Origin of the sequence: Pseudomonas sp. TREG-RG-20F-10-E-6-01, from assembly GCF_022662455.1 — a bacterium.
Taxonomy (GTDB): domain Bacteria; phylum Pseudomonadota; class Gammaproteobacteria; order Pseudomonadales; family Pseudomonadaceae; genus Aquipseudomonas.
On sequence record NZ_JAKNQP010000002.1, the window covers coordinates 588,719 to 603,989 of the forward strand.

Here is a 15,271-nt window from a genome sequence, read left to right on the forward strand (position 1 = left end):
GGGGGGCTCCTACAGGCTGGCGACCAGCGTTTGCTGGTCGTCGTTGAAGTCCACCGCGACGATGCGCAGTGATACGGGGGTGATGGTCACAAAGTCATAGCGCCGGCAGGTGCGGCCGTACTGTTGAATCAGCACGCGCATCAGCTCCGGGTTTTGCGACAGTTGGGAATCGGAAAGGCGCAGCAGCACCACGTCCCAGTCCCGATCGGGCAACCGTTCGTTGATCTCGACATAGCCAACGCCCAATCGCTGCAGGATGCGTTTGAGCCCGGCCGTACTGCCGGCGTCGACCGCGTTTATGAAGGCGAACTTCACCCGCAGCCGGTAGAGGCTTTCTGGTTCGTCTTTGAAGCGGCTGATATCGCGCTGCCAGGCCAACAGATCCAGCACCGTGATGTGACAGGTGTCCGCGTCCATCTGCAGCAGCGGCCATTGCAGCCAGCCTTCGACCTTTTCCCACCAGGACTGCGCGGCCGCTTTCAACTTGGCCAACTGCGGGCCGTCCAGCCAGAAAGGCAAACTGAGCTTGATCATGCCTGCACCACCTGCAGGGTTTTGATCCGGGGAATGGTCAGCTCTGACACGATGTCGGCATTGTCAAAATGCAGCGACTCAATGCCGGCGAATTGCTGGTGAAGCTCTTCGCCCAGGCGGCTGAACGAGAACCGCGATTGGGGGTAGGTCAGCGTCGGCTGATAGTCGCCGGTGCCGCTCTCCCGAAAGGCCGCGCGGATGAACTGCCCAATTTCCGCCTGCAGTTTTTCGCGTTGCTCGATGGTCAGTAACGGCCGGGGCCACCAGGTGAGGCTGAGCGCGTGTTGTGTCTCAGGCATGACCATTACCAGCATGTCATCACCGTGGCCATGGTTGCCCTGGTCACGTATATGCGAGTTGATTTGCTCCAGGTACGTCGACGCCGGTACGTCTGCATCAAACAACACGTAGGCATTTGCGCTGCCGGGGCCCCGTGGCGCGCCATGCAGGAAATACACCCCGTCCGGCCGCACACCTGGGAAGGCGGAAATCATGGCGCGGTACACCGAGTCGGTGTGCCACTGGTTGACCGCCGAGAACTGGTTGCGTGTGCGCAAACGCAGCTGATCGTCCGGCTCAGGGTCTGCACCTGGTGCAATCAGCCAACCGTCCGCGTTCACCACCTGGGCGATGCCGGCAATGGGCACGGGGAGGATTGCGTAGTAGCCCGGGGCCAAGTTGTAGCCGCTGCCCACTTCCTGCGCTTCCACCGGGACTTCCAGCTGCAGCACGCCATCCGCAAAGGTCGCCGCCTGGGTGGTGATCAGCTGATAAATGTGGCCGTTGATAGCGGCGGATTGCACCAGGATGCCGGCGGGCAACTCCAGCACGCCGCCGGCGACGTCCGTGGTAAACAACAGCGTGCCTTGGGCCTTGGTCGCTCCTTTGCGCTCGACGTTGACCGCCCAGGCCAGCATGTCCAACCACATACCCACGGCGGTTTTAACGAAGAAATTGGGCAGAACCGTGCCGCTGACAAAGTTGATCAGCCACAGCACCGGCTTGGTCACCAGCGCGGTGATCAGTCGCCAGAACGGCGAGTAGGCGCTGGTGTTGCTCAGCTTGCTACCCTGCGCGGCAACTTCGCTTTCCCAGGCCTTGCGCAAGCCGTCCTCAGTCACTGGAATGCCGCTGTCTGCCAGCGCCTGTTTAAAATCTACGTCGCTCACAGCGTCACCTCGATATCGCCAAATTTCAGCGTTTTCGCCGTGACCAGATAGCGGCCAGACTCCACTTGTTTAATCAACGCCGTGCCCGGCACCAGTCGCGCGTCGGCCTCTACCAGCAGTTCCAGTTGTTGGATGCAGTCGCGCTGACGCAGACGGCTACGCTCAGCCACCAGCGTGACCAGCAAACCGCTCTCGCGGATCATGTGCGCGATGTCCTGGGCGATGCTGGCCCGGTCCTCGATCAGCAGCGGCTGACGCGACGGGTCCAGCACCAGGTCGTTGTCCATGATCAACAGGTCGATGTACTCGCTCATCCGCCCACCGCCATGGCCAACATGCCTTCCAGTTCCAGCGGGGTCATTTGCTTGGCGGTGTGAATGTTGACGTTCTCCACATGAGTGCCCTTGTTCTGGGTTTGATTGTTGTTCTGGATGCTGGCCAGGAAGCCGCCCCGGGGCACGGCGTCAGGCCGTTTCGGAGACAAGCTTGATACCGAGCCGTTGATGCGCTGCTGGCTTTGCTCGGCCTTCTCCGTGGGAGCGGGAGCGGTGACCAGGGGCGGCGTCTGCAGCGGCTGCGGGATGGTCAACTGCGGCCCGATCGGCGCCGGGGTTTGCACCGGTGGCACTGCCACCAGCTTGGGCAACGTGCGCGGCAATTCCTTGGGCGTTTGGGGCTGTGCCACCGGTGCCAGCGCTTTCGGCACCGGTGCCAGGACCTGGGCCGGAAGCTGTGCCGGCGGCTGCAACACTGCAGGTGTAGCGATTGCCGGTGCTACTGCCATCGGGGCCGGGGCCAATACCAGTGCCGGCGCCTTCGCTGGGGGCTGCAACGCTTCCAGCGTCGGCATCACCGGCGCCGGTGCTTTAGGCATGGGAGCCAGCACCAGGGGCGGTGCCTGGATCGGCTGCTGGGGCGCGCTTACCAGTTGAGGCAGTAACGGCGCTTCGACCTGCGGGGCGCTGATGGTTGGAAGCTCCGGTGCCGCCGGCATGTCCCCGAACGCCGCTTCAATGTTCACGCCAGGGATCTTGTTCAACATCTCAATCAAGCCACTGATGGCGCTTTTGAAAATGTTGACGATGGCGTCCCACGCAGCGCTGGCCATGTTCGACCAACCGCCCATCGAGTCGAACCATTCCGACAATGCAGCAAGTTGCCCGCTAACCCACTGGAACGCCTCGCTGTTGAGTAGCGCGCTGGTCCAGTCGTCCCAATAGATAATCGCCGCCGCCACGGCCGCGACCAGGGCCACAATGCCGATCACTATCCAGGCCACCGGGTTGGCCAGCAACGCGGTGTTGACCAGCCAGATCGCGCCCTGCCACAGCAGCATCGCGCCTTTGACCAGGCCCATCCAAGCGACCATCAGCACCAGGCCGGCCACAAACCCCACCACCATGACGGTGTGGTAAAGGAACATGGCGATGCTGCGATAACCCGACCAGGTGAGGGCATTCCACACCACAACGGCCCCCAGCCACGCCATTTTCGAAAGCCCCACGGTCAGTGTAAGCAACGACATGGCGGCGGTAATCGCCAGGAACGACAGGGTTACGATCCCAATCAAGCGCGTGATGTTGGGGAACAACTGAGTCCAGCGGGTCAGCGTGCTGGCAATCCCCACCAGGCGCTCCATCAGCGGGGTCAAGATTGGGATCAACGCCTGGCCAAAGGCGATGCGCAACGCCTCGACAGCGGAGCTGAACTGCTGCCACGGGTCCACCATGTTCTTGGCCATCCGCTCGGCATTCTCCAGCCCGCGCACATTGCCCAGTCGCTCCATGCCGTTTTTCAGGCGGTCGGTGTCGCCCATCAGGCTGCTGATCAACCGCGCCGCTTCGCCACCGAAAGCATCGCGCAGCTTCGCGCCGTTGGCCTCAATCGATAGATCCCCAAACTTGCCTTTGAGCTTGTCCAGGATGTTTATCATCGGCAGCAATTTGCCCTGCTGATCCACGAACTTCATGCCGAGTTTTTCAGAGGCAGCGCTGACGTTTTCAAAGAACGATTTGTAGAGGCCGCCGGCCTCCCCTCCGTCCATGGTGCTGCCCAGCGTGCCCAACACTGCCATCTGCTCGGCCAGGCTTACACCGGCGGTGCTGGCCAAGCCACCTGCAGCCTTGAACGCCTCCCCAATCTGCTCGCCACTGGTGCGAAACAGCTGCACGGCCGTGGCCGTCTGGCCCGCCAGGGTTTCAACCCATTGGCCTTTGCCCATGGCGTCGGCCTGGCCTTTGAACAGGTTGTACATGGTGCCGACGTAGGTGCCCATGGTGTCGGCGTCGGACTTGGTGGCCTTGGCCAACACGTTGCTGGCATTGGTGAAGGTGGCCAGCTGACTGCTGACCAACCCTTTGATGGCGCCCTCGATGTGATACGCCGAGGCGACAAAATCCTTGGCGTTCTCGCCGTAGGCCACCGAAAACTCCAGTGACTTACGGTTCAGCGAGTTCAAGGCGTCTTCGGCCACGTTCAGCGATCGGACCTCGCCAAGGGCGCGGTTCATCTCCAAAGCGGGTTCCATGGATTGGGTGATACCGACATAGGCGCCCGTGATGCCCGCCAGACCAAAACCCATGGTTTTGATGTGCTTTTCGCTCTGTTCGGCCAGGTCGGAAAAACCGGTTTTGACCTTGCCCATTGGCGCCGTGACCTTATCGGTCAGGCTCAATATGAAGGCCAGGCGGGCGCTTTTGTCAGCCATCAGTGTTTATCCGTTGAGTGCGTAGGCAATGCCATTGGCAATGGCGATTTCCATACGGCGCCAATGCTCGTCCTCCAGCCACTTGGCCGTTCCCATCACCTCGGCGGTGGGTTCGGCACCAGGTAGCCAGCGACCGGCCAGGGCCACCAGTTGGCCCAGGCCGTTCTCGGTCAGTCGTTCGGCGTGGTCGAGAGCTTTTTTACGGTGATTTCAACGTCCGGGCCGTACTCCTCGAGGAGCGCGCCGGCCAGCTGCATGACCAGCACCGGATTGCCCAACAGAGGCTTGAGGGTGGCGCGTTCTTCCTGCTTAACGGTGGTCACCAGCAGGTTATTCGCCGGCGAGACCTTGTTGGCCTGGGTCACGGCGTTGAAGTACTTCGTCACGTCCTGGGGGGTCAGGGCGAAGGTGAATTCCTTGTCGCCTACTTCCAGAGTGATATCGCGTGTATCGGTCATGGGTGTTGCTCCGTACAGAGGTTGGGTGTCAGTTATGGTTGCTGCGGGCAAACCCGCAGCGCGTGGTCTTGCAAGCCCAAGATCATTTGCCGGCTGAGGGCGAGTTGATCTCTGAGGGTGAAATAATCCGATCGAGCGTCTGCTGTGAGTTCGGCGGTGGCTGCATGAGCCACGCCGCCGGCGCTGGCACTGGCGGGCACTGGGGCGCTGCAGGTGGCGTTGAGCCGCAACCGCTTACGGCCAGTGGCAACATCGAGACGCAGAGCATCGTTTTCAGCCCGTTCATGGTTCAGTTCCTGGGTACGTTGAAGGTCGATAGCGTCACGCTCAGCCAGCATTTCGCCGCTGATCCGGGCGGCCTCTCGCAGGCCGTTCACTTCAAACAGCGCCGCGTCACGCTCGATCCGTGCGTTGTCGCGCTGGTCCTGCAGCAGGTCAAAGCCGAACCAGGTCACCAGGCACAGCACCAGGATGAAAGTGCCTTCGCGCATCACAGGCCCGCCTTACAAAGCTCGGCCTCGGCCAATCGGCGTTTATGCAAACCTGGGACTAATTCCTTCTTGCCATCGGCGGTGGTGATGAAGGCCCACACCGGTGTTTTGCCGTCAGGCGCCCAGGCCAGCGCCTGGCAGCCCTCTTTGATACGGCCGGCATTGATCAATCCCACGGCGCGGCTCGCGCACGTGCTGGCGGTGCCGAAGTTGTGGCCATGGCTACTCAGGGCATCGAATGTGTTCTGGCCCACGTCCTGGTTGGTGATGCAGTCGGCCAGCTGCAGTTGGCCCTTACTGATCACCAACTGCTCCACCTCGCTGCAGCGCGCATCCGACCAGTAGTCGCCTACTACCACCGGGTAGGGGCTTGTATGGCGGGTGATGCCCTTGCACACGGTGGGTAGGCCACGGGACAGCTTGTCCGCATAAACGGTGTTCTGGGCGTTGCCTTCCCAGGTGCCCAGGAAAACGACCAGCGCAGAGCTGCAGAGCGTGATAGCGCCGGCGGCGATCTTGCCGCGCAGGCTCATGGCTTCACCTTCCAGTCACGCAGCATCTGGCGATACTTGGGAACCAACAGCAGGATCTGCAGCACCATGTAAACGGCAGTCAGCATGTAGGCGACAGCCGACCAGTCGACGGCCCCTGTCGCCCCAGTGGCGGCTACACCGATCGCAGGTGAAGCCTTCGCCAGTGCGATGGCGGTGTCCTGGGCCGCCTGATTAGTGCTCATCGCTGCACTCCTTTTTCGAAAAAAGACTGGCACGGGACACAGCGGGTCTTGCCGCCGAGCGCCTGGCGCGCTGCCGGAATCTCGTTATCACAGTCCTGGCAGTGAGTAAGGCTTGGGCCCGTTGACTCACGCCGGGCCTGGGCCAACTGGGCGTTGATAGCCTGGTCCCGCTGACGTTGTTCCAGGGCTTGAGCGCGATCGAACGGGCATACCATCAGCTAATGCCCTCGATCTCGGTGGAATCCAGGTAAGGCACGCCGTTGATACGGATAAAGTCCGGACTGGTGACCTCAAACGGCACCTTGTGCTTGGTCTTCTCGCCGCCCTTCGGATCAATGCTCAGCAGGCTGGAAATCTTCAACTTGCAGCCGAACGCCTCAATGCGCAGCTCGTCGTCGCCAGCCTTGGCGAAAAACACCACGTCGAACGCATCCAGCTTGCGGAAGCTGCCGGCAGTGCGCGCCGCTTCGACCACCAGGTTAAAGTTGGTCGAGTCCAGCTCAACTTCACCTGCCGCCGCCACGTCGCCGTCGACGTAGCCATCAGGCACGCCCCGGGTTTGCGCGGTCTTGCTGTTGTCGGTGATATCCAGGGTGCAGCTTTCGACGTGTACCTGCAGATCGCCCAGGTTCACGTCAAAGTTCTTGCCGCCAATACGTGACATGGGGGTTACTCCGAATCGTCGTTGGAAAGATCCAGGGCGATGTTCGCCGTGAGGTCTTTCGGGCAGTTGTGGGGCTTGAGCTTGATGTACGCCTCGACGGCGGTTTTGCTCTTCCAGGTCAGCACGATGTCGCCGTCTTTCGGCGTCTCGATCTCTCCCGGAAACACCTGGCCGGCGAACTTGACCGACTTGGCCATCTGGCGCAGTGGCGCCATCAGTGCGTTGACGTTCACGGCCATGCTGTTGGGGGTGTTGTTCAAGCGACGATCAGCCACACGGCGGATCAGCAGCGGCCGCACCTGGCGCGCCGCCTTGTCCGTCAGGCGCAGATATTCGATTACCTGGTAGTCGCTGCCTGGGGTGTCCAGCATGTTGCCGTCGCCCCAATACACACCCGGGTAGTCCGGGTAGGTCTGGGAAACAGAAAAGCGAGACTTGTCCAACTCGGCGCGGATTGCAGACGGCAGCGGCACGCCCTCTTTATCGACCGGCACACTGCCCAGACCGGTTACGGCACCGGTGGCCACACGCATTGGGCTGTCGGCAATACTCACGGCAGCGTTGGCCAAACGACCGGCCAACACGCCTAGGTCATTGCCGTGCAACTGCGGCACCACCATCACGCGCGGCGCGGCCACGTTGGCGGTAATTGCCTTTTGCTCGGCCACATATTCCGCCCAGGACTGCAGCACTGTCGGGCTGGCAGTTGCGGCCATCACGAACAAGCGGCGGCCGTAGACGTTATTAACCAGCACAGCCGCGTCGTGCATGGCCGCCAGGTCGTCGCCCTTGGTCACAGGCTGGGTGATAACGACAGCCTCAACCGAATAGCCCTGTTGCTGGCAGGTCTCCAAAGAGGCGCGCCAGTCGGTATCGGCCACGATCGGCGCCGCCAGACAGGCCCAGCGATCGCCGCCGTTCAATCGAGCGGCAGTGATCTGGGTTTTCAGGTCGCTGGCAGCAATACCCAGGGCGGCATCGAGGTCGCTTTCGGTATTGAGCGGCACCAGTTTGCCGATATTTTTGGGAGCGGTTTTCGGACCAGGCCCGATAAACAGAAAATAGCGTTCGATCTCAGTCACGGCGCCTTGGCCCAGATTGAGATTGTTAACGCTGACTTTGCCAAGTGCCATGCTGTGCCTCGTTAGCGGGGTGAATTAAGGATTTGTTCAAAGACCTGGTTAACCAGCTCGCGGGTTTCGCCGCTGGTTTCCACGCCCAGGAACTGGCGTTTTGGCAGGGTGATGTCCCAGCTTTGCGCGCCCGTTTTCTCGGTTCGTTCATCGTTCAAAATGCGGATCAAAAGGCCGGCCTTGGCGTAATTCACATGCTCCTGAATCCAAGCCACCGACGGCCTGGCCAGCGCTCTTTTGCCTTTGTGCCGGACACGAAAGCCCAACCGGCGCAGGCGCTTGGCCTGTTTGTCGGTGCATGCAATGCCTGGTGGGACTTTGTTCCAGCGGCGCATCTGCGCAGCGGTACGTCGCTCGCTGACGCCGTTGTGCTGCTGGGCGGCGACCCAACGGGTCAAGGCGTTTTTCCAGCCCAGTTCGGCTTCGTCCGAACTGACGCGGGTCACCTGCAGCAGCTTGGCCAGGCCGGCTTCCATCTTTTTTTTGCCTTTGGCGCTGCCCTTGCGTTCAGCGAACGGGGAGCCGTCGGTGTTCTTCTGCTCACGCACCCGCTTACGGCTCATCGTCCGCACGCGTGTGGTTACCCGGTTCAACAGTCGCCGGCGCAACTGTGGCGACAGTTCAAGCAATGCCAACTGGGCGTCGACGTCGAGCAAGCCCCTGATATCGAGGTCGAGCGGGTTAGCGGCCATTGCTGCCCACCTCGCCATGCTCGGCAACCCACAGATCGAACGGCACGAATGCCCAAGTCTTGCCGAACGCCTCGATCTCGCCGGCAGGGTCTTGGGCGAGGTATTGCGGCTCGACGAACTCCAGGGACAAGTCCACGTCGAAGGTGTCCTGGTCGAGGGGTTCAACGGCAAACAGGGGCGCCGGCAGTTCGTGGCGGTTCCGGTCAGGATCGTGGGTTTCCAGCCAACTACCCACCAGGGCCATCAGCCTGGCCGGATTGCCGGCGAAGCGTTCCAGGGAGAACACAGCGCGATAGCGCATGTCAGCCATGTGCAGGCCGTCGCGGTCGGGTTTCCAGATCAGCTCAAGGCTGACCTGCTCGGTCCAACTGTCGAACTGCTCAGGCTCCACCAGGTTGCGGGCCATCAGATAGGCGGTCAGCGCCTGCAGCTGGATCACAGCAACGCCGCCGTGATGCGGCCACGGCCCTGCAGGGCACGCACGGCTTGCTGGCTGAACGCCAGGAAGGTTTCGGCACGCTCAGGCGCTTCCTTGCCGGTGTTTTCGGCGCTCTCGCGGCGGGTGACGGTTGCAAACTGTGGCAGCAAACTGCCCTTAGCGCGGCAGTACACGGCGCGCTTGTACAGCTTCACTTGGAAGGTACGTTCTGGCAGCAGCGTGGAATCTGCGGACTCGACACGCGTCATGCCGTTGGCCTTCCAACGTGCTTTGCACCTGGCCAGGTCCGTATTGACCTCGACCATGGCTGTGTTCAAGGCGTCGGCCAGCAGCTCTACCAGGTACTCCGCCGGCAGGCGTTGTTCCTTTTGGAATTCGGACACAGAGAGGTCTGGCCAAAAGCCGTCGTTCTCGATCGTCAGTTCCACAAAGGTGGTGGGTTTCCCGGAAAAACTCATTGCTGGCCGCTCAAATAGGGCGGGGAGTCTGTTTTCAGTGGGACGGTCCATAAATGGGCGGCTCACTTCCACAGATCCCCGCTGGGGGGGGTAGTCGGTTATTCGGTGGCCGGGTTAGCGGCCGTTTGTTTTTCCAAGGTTCTGCGGATCTGTTTGATGCGCGTGTTGTTGCCGGCCTGGGCGTACAACTCCGTCGAACGCTCCAGGTGCTTGAGCGCGGTCTCCCACTGCTCGGCCTCCATGGCGCGCATGCCGATCAACTTGTGGTACTTACTCGGGATCTGCTCGGTCAGGTTCCACTCACCATCAACTCGCGGCAGTAGGTCGGACAGGTAAGGTTCCGGGCTGCGCTTGGCGGTGTATTCGGCGTAGGCCCATTCGCACACGGCATCGGCAACAAAGGTCGGGATGTCGCGGCGCTTGAAGCGCTCCGGCATCTGCTGGCCCTGTTCCATCAGGAAGTCAGCAAGCTCCAGGGCGTCTTCGAACTGCGCGGTATCGAACAGCCAGACCATGACCTGCACCGCAACACGATTCGGGAAATTCAGGCCGGACTCGCAGTAGCGCTGGACGTATTCCTGGTACTTGGGCAGCAGCTCGTCGCGCTTGAGCGACTGTTTACTGGCCAGGTTATTGAGATCACTCAGGCGCGCCAGGTCCTGGTCCAACGCCGCTTCCTGCAGCAGCAGGTGCTTGCGGGCATTGGCAGGGCTGCTCAGGGCTTCCGCCGGCGAGTAAGGAAGCGCTGCGGAAGCGGCAGCCGCCACAACGGCGGCGCCTCCCAGGGCGATGGTTCGGCGCTTGTGCGCGAGGGCCAGACTCACGCGACCAGCTCCACGTTCTCGGTCATGGCGAACTTTTCCAGCTGCTCGATCACATAACCTTCGTTGCGGCTGTTGTAGTCCTCGACGCGGGATCGCTTGGGGTTGTCGATGGTCTGTTTACGCCAGCTGGAATCCTGGAAATAGATAGACAGGTTGTCCCAACTGGTGACGACCACGCCGTTGACCGGGAAGAACGGCACGCTAAAGCTCGGCAAGCCGCCATAGGTGGCGATCACCTGGGCTTCTTCGATGCGCTCTTTTTCGGTCGGGGTATCGCCCTGTTTCGAATACAGCTTGGCTTTGTCTGCGGCCAGCAGATCCGTGCCGATGATTGCGATCAGGTCGCCGGCATCGCGCAGGCGCTCGTCAACCAGTTGCTTGGTGTCATGCACCAGGGCATCGAGGTTGGCATAGTCGCCACCGGCGCCGAGGGTGACTTTGCCCGCAGCCTTACCTTCCTTGAGTACCTGGGCCGGGATCTGCTCACGGGCCTGCTGCAGCCAACCTTTGTTGACGTCCTGGAGCATTGGATACTGCTTGATGTCGGTCTGTTTGGCAGCGTGCGTGCCATGGAAGCCGACCATGATGCGATCCAGCGCGATCTGCTTTTGCACGGCAGCGGAATAGCGCTGGTGGAAGTCCGGAAACTTGGCCCAGGCGTCGATTTTGGCGTACGGCAGGCCCACATCGGACTCAGTGGAAGACAGCTCATAAGTGGACTGATCCAACGCCGATGCGTCTTTGGCTTCGCGGTCCTTGGACGTGGTGTCTGTGCGACCGGTGACTGGCCCCGACACACCGATGAAGACTTTCTGCCCCTTGATCTCGGTCACCGGAATGACGTTGATTCGTCCCAGGAAGTCCGACTTGGCCGTAATAGCGTCGTTCAGTTCCTGGGCAATCGTCGGATCGACGCTGAACATCTTGGTGGCAAGGTCAACGCCGTAGCTTTCCGCAATGGCTACCTGCAGTTCTGCGAACATTTGGGCGCCGAAAGCGCTCAGGGAGTAGGCCATGTTAGAGCACCCGCTTTTTGACGTTGGTTACCGGGCCGGGATTGCGCGGCAACTGGCGACCGATGGGGTTGTTCTGCAAAGCACTGAACTGCTTCTGCAGCGCATCCAGCTTGGCAAGTACAGCCTGATTGCCCTTGTTCTTGCGGCGGAATTCGCGTTCGTCCTCGGCAGTGGCCACAATCTCGTCCACTGCTGCGCTCACGTCGTCGATCAGGTCCGAATCTGGCGCGGGCGCATCTTCGGCGGCTGGTTCAATGACGGCCTGCAGGCCGGCAGCGACAACCAGCAATTGGGCCACCAGGGCCGTCAAAGCCGTTGCTGTAGCTTCATCCATTGGGGGTTTGCTCTCTGTTTGGGGTGGAGTGGTTTCGGTGGGCAGCACGTCGGCGGCGAAACGCTTGAAAAAGCCGGTCAGGGCATTGATCAGTCCGGTTTCGGCGGTGGGTAGGCTGTCGTCCTGAAGGCGGCCGAGTTCGACCGAGGCGGCGTAATAGGAAGCGCGGTTGTTCTTGTGCGAAAAGTAGAGTTCCTGGGTGCCGACACTTGCCGGCTGGTCGGTAACGCCCAAGCCGGTCAGATAGGCTTTACCTTTGCCACGGAAATCGGGGGTGATCTCAATGCTGGTGAACAGTTTCTGGCCTTGGTCATTCAGATACAGCAACCGGTCGTTGGGCTTCAATTGCGCTTCCAATGCCACTTCGCCTGGCTCCAGGTCTTCGGCGTCTTCCACCAGACGCACCGCGTAAACGGTGCCGTGGGAGCCTGGCAAGCGTTCGTGATCGCACCAGATCACAGCCGTGTAAAAAGACGGCTTGTAGGTTTCAGCGATGTCGCGCAGTTCCTGGGGAAGGATCACGCGCCCATCAACGGTGGCTCCGCTGGTGGCGACACGCTTCCAGAACGAAACAAGGGAACGGGGCATGGGTTTGACTGCGCTCAATCACTGAATGAACCGCCACGATAGGGAGCCGCCAAGCCTCAAACAAACGGTTCAAATGCGCGTTTCTCCTAGATTCGGCATATAGGAGAAACGCGGAATTTAACCCCGCGTTTCCAGCGTTTTCGCCGCATAGACTGCGGCCCATGTACTACTCGACCGAAGTTAAAGAAGCCGCCAAACGTCTATTTCTGCGCCGCTGTAAGGCGAAGGAAATTCAGGCGCAGCTCAACCTGCCCAACATCCGAATCGTCTACTACTGGATACGCCAGGGCGGGTGGGAAGACATGCTGTCGGACGAGGAACCGCTAACCGCCGTCGGTCGGCGAATCACCCTGCTCCTGGACAAAGCCAGCAGCCTGACCAAGGACGAACTGAACGAGCTGGACAGACTGACCACCGTTCGCGAGCGCCTGTTGAAGCAAGCAGTCAAACCGTTGCCGGCACCGGCCGGTGAAGCTGCAGGCGAACCGCAGGAACGCCGCCAGGGCGCGCGTGGCGAACGTTCGGGCCGTGGGGATAGCGGAGGGAAGAAACGCGAAAAGAAGGCAAAGAACGACATTAGCGGGCTGACCGAAGTCGACTTCCTGGATAAGTTCATCAGCAAGATGTACCGCTATCAGCAGGAGCTGTTTGCCGCAAAGCAAAATCCGCTGACATGCCGAATCCGCAACATCCTGAAAAGCCGCCAGGTGGGCCTGACGTACTACTTCGCCGGCGAAGCATTCATGGACGCCGTGCTGAACGGCGACAACCAGGTGTTCCTGTCGGCCAGCCGTTCGCAGTCTGAGATTTTTCGCAGTTACATCATCCAGTTTGCCAAACAGTGGTTTGACATCGAGCTGACCGGCAACCCCATCACGCTCAGTAACGGCGCCGAGCTGCGTTTCCTGTCGACCAACAGCAGCACCGCCCAGGGCTACCATGGCCACGTCTACGTCGATGAGTATTTTTGGATACGTGACTTCGACAAACTCAGCACCGTGGCCAGTGCCATGGGCACCCACAAGAAGTGGCGAAAAACCTACTTTTCGACGCCCAGCGCGGTCTCGCACCAAGCGTACCCGTTCTGGTCGGGCGAGGAATTCCGCAACAGCGAGCGCGGCAAGAAGGCCGGCGGCACCTGGCCCACCGAGGCGTCATACACCCAGGGCGCATTGTGCCCCGACGGTCAATGGCGCAAGACCATCACACTGGACGACGCCATCGCCGGCGGCTGCGATCTGTTCGACGTCGAGCAGCTGCAGCTGGAGTACGACGAAGACAAATTCCAGCAGCTGTTCTACTGCAAGTTCATCGACAGCAGCCAGAGCGCGTTCGGCCTCAAAGACCTGGAGCGGTGCTACTCCGACCTATCGTTGTGGGAAGACTTCAACCCGGATCTGGATCGGCCGTTCGGCAACAGCCCGGTATGGCTTGGCTACGATCCGAGCCGCACCCGCGACGACGCCACGTGCGTGGTGGTCGCTCCGCCACTGGAACCCGGGGCAAAATTCCGCATCCTGGAAAAGCACAGTTGGCGTGGGCAGTCGTTCAAGTACCAGGCCGACCAAGTCAAGAAACTTACCGAGCGCTTCAACGTGCAGCACATCGGTATCGACACGACCGGTATAGGCTACGGCGTGTTTGACCTGGTGCGCGACTTCTATCCGCGTGCGACCGCGATCCATTACAGCCTAGAAACCAAAAACACCTTGGTACTCAAGGCCCAAGACACGATCCAGGGGAGCCGCATCGAATGGGACGCCGGCTGGACCGATATCGCCCAAGCGTTCCTGACCATCAAGCGCGGCACCACAACCAGCGGCCAGGTCACCTACAGCGCTTCGCGCACTGACGCCACCGGCCACGCCGACATCGCCTGGTCGATCATGCACGCCCTGTTCAACGAACCCCTCAACACCAACAAGCGGCGCCGTAGCCGCTACGTCACGAGCGGAAACAATGCCCAAGCAACGACACAAAAAGCCCCAAACCAACCGACCGGCGCGACAGCCACAGCCCATGCGGGCGTTCACGTTCGGGGAACCCGAACAGGTGCTGTCCGGCAACATCGGCGAGTACCTCGGGGTGTTTCTCAGCGACGACGGCGAAATCTACAAGCCGCCGGTGTCCCGGGCGGGCCTGGCCAAGTTGCTACGCGCCAACGCACACCACGGTGCCATTCCAAAATTCAAACGCAACCTGCTGCTGCGTGAGTTCATTCCGTCCGAGGGGTGCAGCACGCAGACCATGGGCCGTGCGAGCCTGGATTACATGGTGTTTGGCGAGGCCTATTTCTATCGCGATACCAACGCCTTTGGCGAAGTGCTGGAAATGCAGCACCTGCCGGCGATCAACATGCGGGTGAAGGTCGACGGTGGGTTCAGGATGTTGCTGCCAGACAGCAAATACATGGACTTCGACCAGGACGAAATAGAACACGTCCTGGACTACGACGTGGAACAGAACATCTACGGTGTGCCTGACTACCTGGGCGGCATGCAGGCGCTGTTGCTCAACGAAGCCGCGACCCTATTCCGAAGGCGTTATTACAGCAACGGCGCGCACGCGGGATACATTTTCTACACCAACGACCCGGACCTGACCGAGGAAGACGAAGAAAACCTGCGCGCCCAGATCAGCGCTAGTAAGGGCGTGGGCAACTTCCGCTCGATGTTCGTCAACATCCCCAACGGCAAGGAAAACGCGATTCAGATCATTCCCGTGGGGGACTTCCAAGCCAAGGACGAGCTTGAGAAGGTCAAGAACATCACCCGCAACGACGTGATCGCCGCCTGGCGGATGAACCCAGCTTTGGCCGGGATCATCCCGGAAAACAACGGCGGGTTTGGGGATATCGAAAAGATCGATCGCGTTTACACCAGCAACGAGATTAGGCCGATCTGTCAGCTGTTCAGCCAGCTCAATGAGGTACTTCGACGGGACAGGCGCATCAACTGGAAAAAGATCGATAACGGAGGGGAAACCTCTACCTGACACCTCAAAGATAGAGAAATATACTGCACTACGT

20 protein-coding genes are annotated in these 15,271 nt (G+C 60.7%); 2 read left to right on the forward strand and 18 right to left on the reverse strand.

Going from position 1 to position 15,271, the window contains the following annotated elements; all coding sequences use genetic code 11:
* Window positions 1-9: 9 nt before the first annotated feature.
* The 18 genes from L8K08_RS09085 to L8K08_RS09170 all read right to left on the reverse strand — a co-directional run bounded on the left by L8K08_RS09085 (window position 10) and on the right by L8K08_RS09170 (window position 12,243).
* Window positions 10-534, reverse strand: a complete 525-nt coding sequence (locus L8K08_RS09085; protein WP_242196004.1) for a phage tail protein — start codon at window positions 532-534, stop codon at window positions 10-12.
* Window positions 531-1,703, reverse strand: a complete 1,173-nt coding sequence (locus L8K08_RS09090; RefSeq protein WP_242196007.1) for a baseplate J/gp47 family protein — start codon at window positions 1,701-1,703, stop codon at window positions 531-533. Before L8K08_RS09090 ends, L8K08_RS09085 begins: the two co-directional genes overlap by 4 nt.
* Entirely contained in the window at window positions 1,700-2,017 is a 318-nt protein-coding gene (locus L8K08_RS09095) for a DUF2590 family protein (protein ID WP_069553415.1), read from the reverse strand. The genes L8K08_RS09090 and L8K08_RS09095 overlap by 4 nt, the downstream gene beginning before the upstream one ends.
* On the reverse strand, window positions 2,014-4,410 hold the full coding sequence (locus L8K08_RS09100; protein WP_242196010.1) for a phage tail tape measure protein: 2,397 nt from the start codon (window positions 4,408-4,410) through the stop codon (window positions 2,014-2,016). Before L8K08_RS09100 ends, L8K08_RS09095 begins: the two co-directional genes overlap by 4 nt.
* A 6-nt stretch (window positions 4,411-4,416) precedes the next feature.
* A complete protein-coding gene (locus tag L8K08_RS09105; protein WP_019360422.1) occupies window positions 4,417-4,557 on the reverse strand; it encodes a hypothetical protein in 141 nt (46 codons plus the stop codon).
* Between the two features lie 23 nt (window positions 4,558-4,580).
* On the reverse strand, window positions 4,581-4,868 hold the full coding sequence (locus L8K08_RS09110) for a putative phage tail assembly chaperone (protein ID WP_242196013.1): 288 nt from the start codon (window positions 4,866-4,868) through the stop codon (window positions 4,581-4,583).
* 32 nt (window positions 4,869-4,900) lie between these two features.
* Window positions 4,901-5,359: a lysis protein gene (locus L8K08_RS09115; protein WP_242196015.1), complete on the reverse strand. Its 459-nt coding sequence runs from the start codon at window positions 5,357-5,359 to the stop codon at window positions 4,901-4,903.
* Window positions 5,359-5,892 carry a lysozyme gene (locus L8K08_RS09120; RefSeq protein WP_242196018.1) on the reverse strand — a complete coding sequence of 178 codons (534 nt, stop codon included), beginning with the start codon at window positions 5,890-5,892 and terminating at the stop codon, window positions 5,359-5,361. Before L8K08_RS09120 ends, L8K08_RS09115 begins: the two co-directional genes overlap by 1 nt.
* Window positions 5,889-6,095: a hypothetical protein gene (locus tag L8K08_RS09125; protein ID WP_063033543.1), complete on the reverse strand. Its 207-nt coding sequence runs from the start codon at window positions 6,093-6,095 to the stop codon at window positions 5,889-5,891. Before L8K08_RS09125 ends, L8K08_RS09120 begins: the two co-directional genes overlap by 4 nt.
* Window positions 6,092-6,310: a TraR/DksA family transcriptional regulator gene (locus tag L8K08_RS09130; protein ID WP_106576236.1), complete on the reverse strand. Its 219-nt coding sequence runs from the start codon at window positions 6,308-6,310 to the stop codon at window positions 6,092-6,094. The genes L8K08_RS09125 and L8K08_RS09130 overlap by 4 nt, the downstream gene beginning before the upstream one ends.
* Window positions 6,310-6,759: a phage protein gene (locus tag L8K08_RS09135; protein ID WP_053253844.1), complete on the reverse strand. Its 450-nt coding sequence runs from the start codon at window positions 6,757-6,759 to the stop codon at window positions 6,310-6,312. The genes L8K08_RS09130 and L8K08_RS09135 overlap by 1 nt, the downstream gene beginning before the upstream one ends.
* Before the next feature lie 5 nt (window positions 6,760-6,764).
* Window positions 6,765-7,892, reverse strand: a complete 1,128-nt coding sequence (locus L8K08_RS09140; RefSeq protein ID WP_242196020.1) for a DUF2586 domain-containing protein — start codon at window positions 7,890-7,892, stop codon at window positions 6,765-6,767.
* 11 nt (window positions 7,893-7,903) lie between these two features.
* Entirely contained in the window at window positions 7,904-8,584 is a 681-nt protein-coding gene (locus tag L8K08_RS09145) for a phage virion morphogenesis protein (RefSeq protein ID WP_106576234.1), read from the reverse strand.
* Window positions 8,574-9,023, reverse strand: coding sequence for a phage tail protein (locus L8K08_RS09150; protein ID WP_106576232.1), 450 nt, complete (start codon window positions 9,021-9,023; stop codon window positions 8,574-8,576). Before L8K08_RS09150 ends, L8K08_RS09145 begins: the two co-directional genes overlap by 11 nt.
* Window positions 9,020-9,481 (reverse strand): head completion/stabilization protein, encoded by a 462-nt coding sequence (locus L8K08_RS09155; RefSeq protein WP_106576231.1) that lies wholly within the window; start codon window positions 9,479-9,481, stop codon window positions 9,020-9,022. Before L8K08_RS09155 ends, L8K08_RS09150 begins: the two co-directional genes overlap by 4 nt.
* 98 nt (window positions 9,482-9,579) lie before the next feature.
* Entirely contained in the window at window positions 9,580-10,305 is a 726-nt protein-coding gene (gpM, locus tag L8K08_RS09160) for a phage terminase small subunit (protein ID WP_106576230.1), read from the reverse strand.
* The gene (locus tag L8K08_RS09165) at window positions 10,302-11,321 is read right to left on the reverse strand and encodes a phage major capsid protein, P2 family (protein ID WP_242196023.1); all 1,020 of its coding nucleotides are present in this window, start codon (window positions 11,319-11,321) and stop codon (window positions 10,302-10,304) included. Before L8K08_RS09165 ends, gpM begins: the two co-directional genes overlap by 4 nt.
* 1 nt (window position 11,322) lies before the next feature.
* Window positions 11,323-12,243 (reverse strand): GPO family capsid scaffolding protein, encoded by a 921-nt coding sequence (locus L8K08_RS09170; RefSeq protein ID WP_106576227.1) that lies wholly within the window; start codon window positions 12,241-12,243, stop codon window positions 11,323-11,325.
* A gap of 161 nt (window positions 12,244-12,404) precedes the next feature.
* Here L8K08_RS09170 and L8K08_RS09175 point away from each other — a divergent pair, with 161 nt between their 5' ends.
* Window positions 12,405-14,456 (forward strand): terminase family protein, encoded by a 2,052-nt coding sequence (locus tag L8K08_RS09175; protein WP_242196026.1) that lies wholly within the window; start codon window positions 12,405-12,407, stop codon window positions 14,454-14,456.
* Complete coding sequence (locus tag L8K08_RS09180; protein WP_242196401.1) at window positions 14,368-15,237, forward strand: phage portal protein; 870 nt, start codon at window positions 14,368-14,370, stop codon at window positions 15,235-15,237. Before L8K08_RS09175 ends, L8K08_RS09180 begins: the two co-directional genes overlap by 89 nt.
* Window positions 15,238-15,271: the final 34 nt, after the last annotated feature.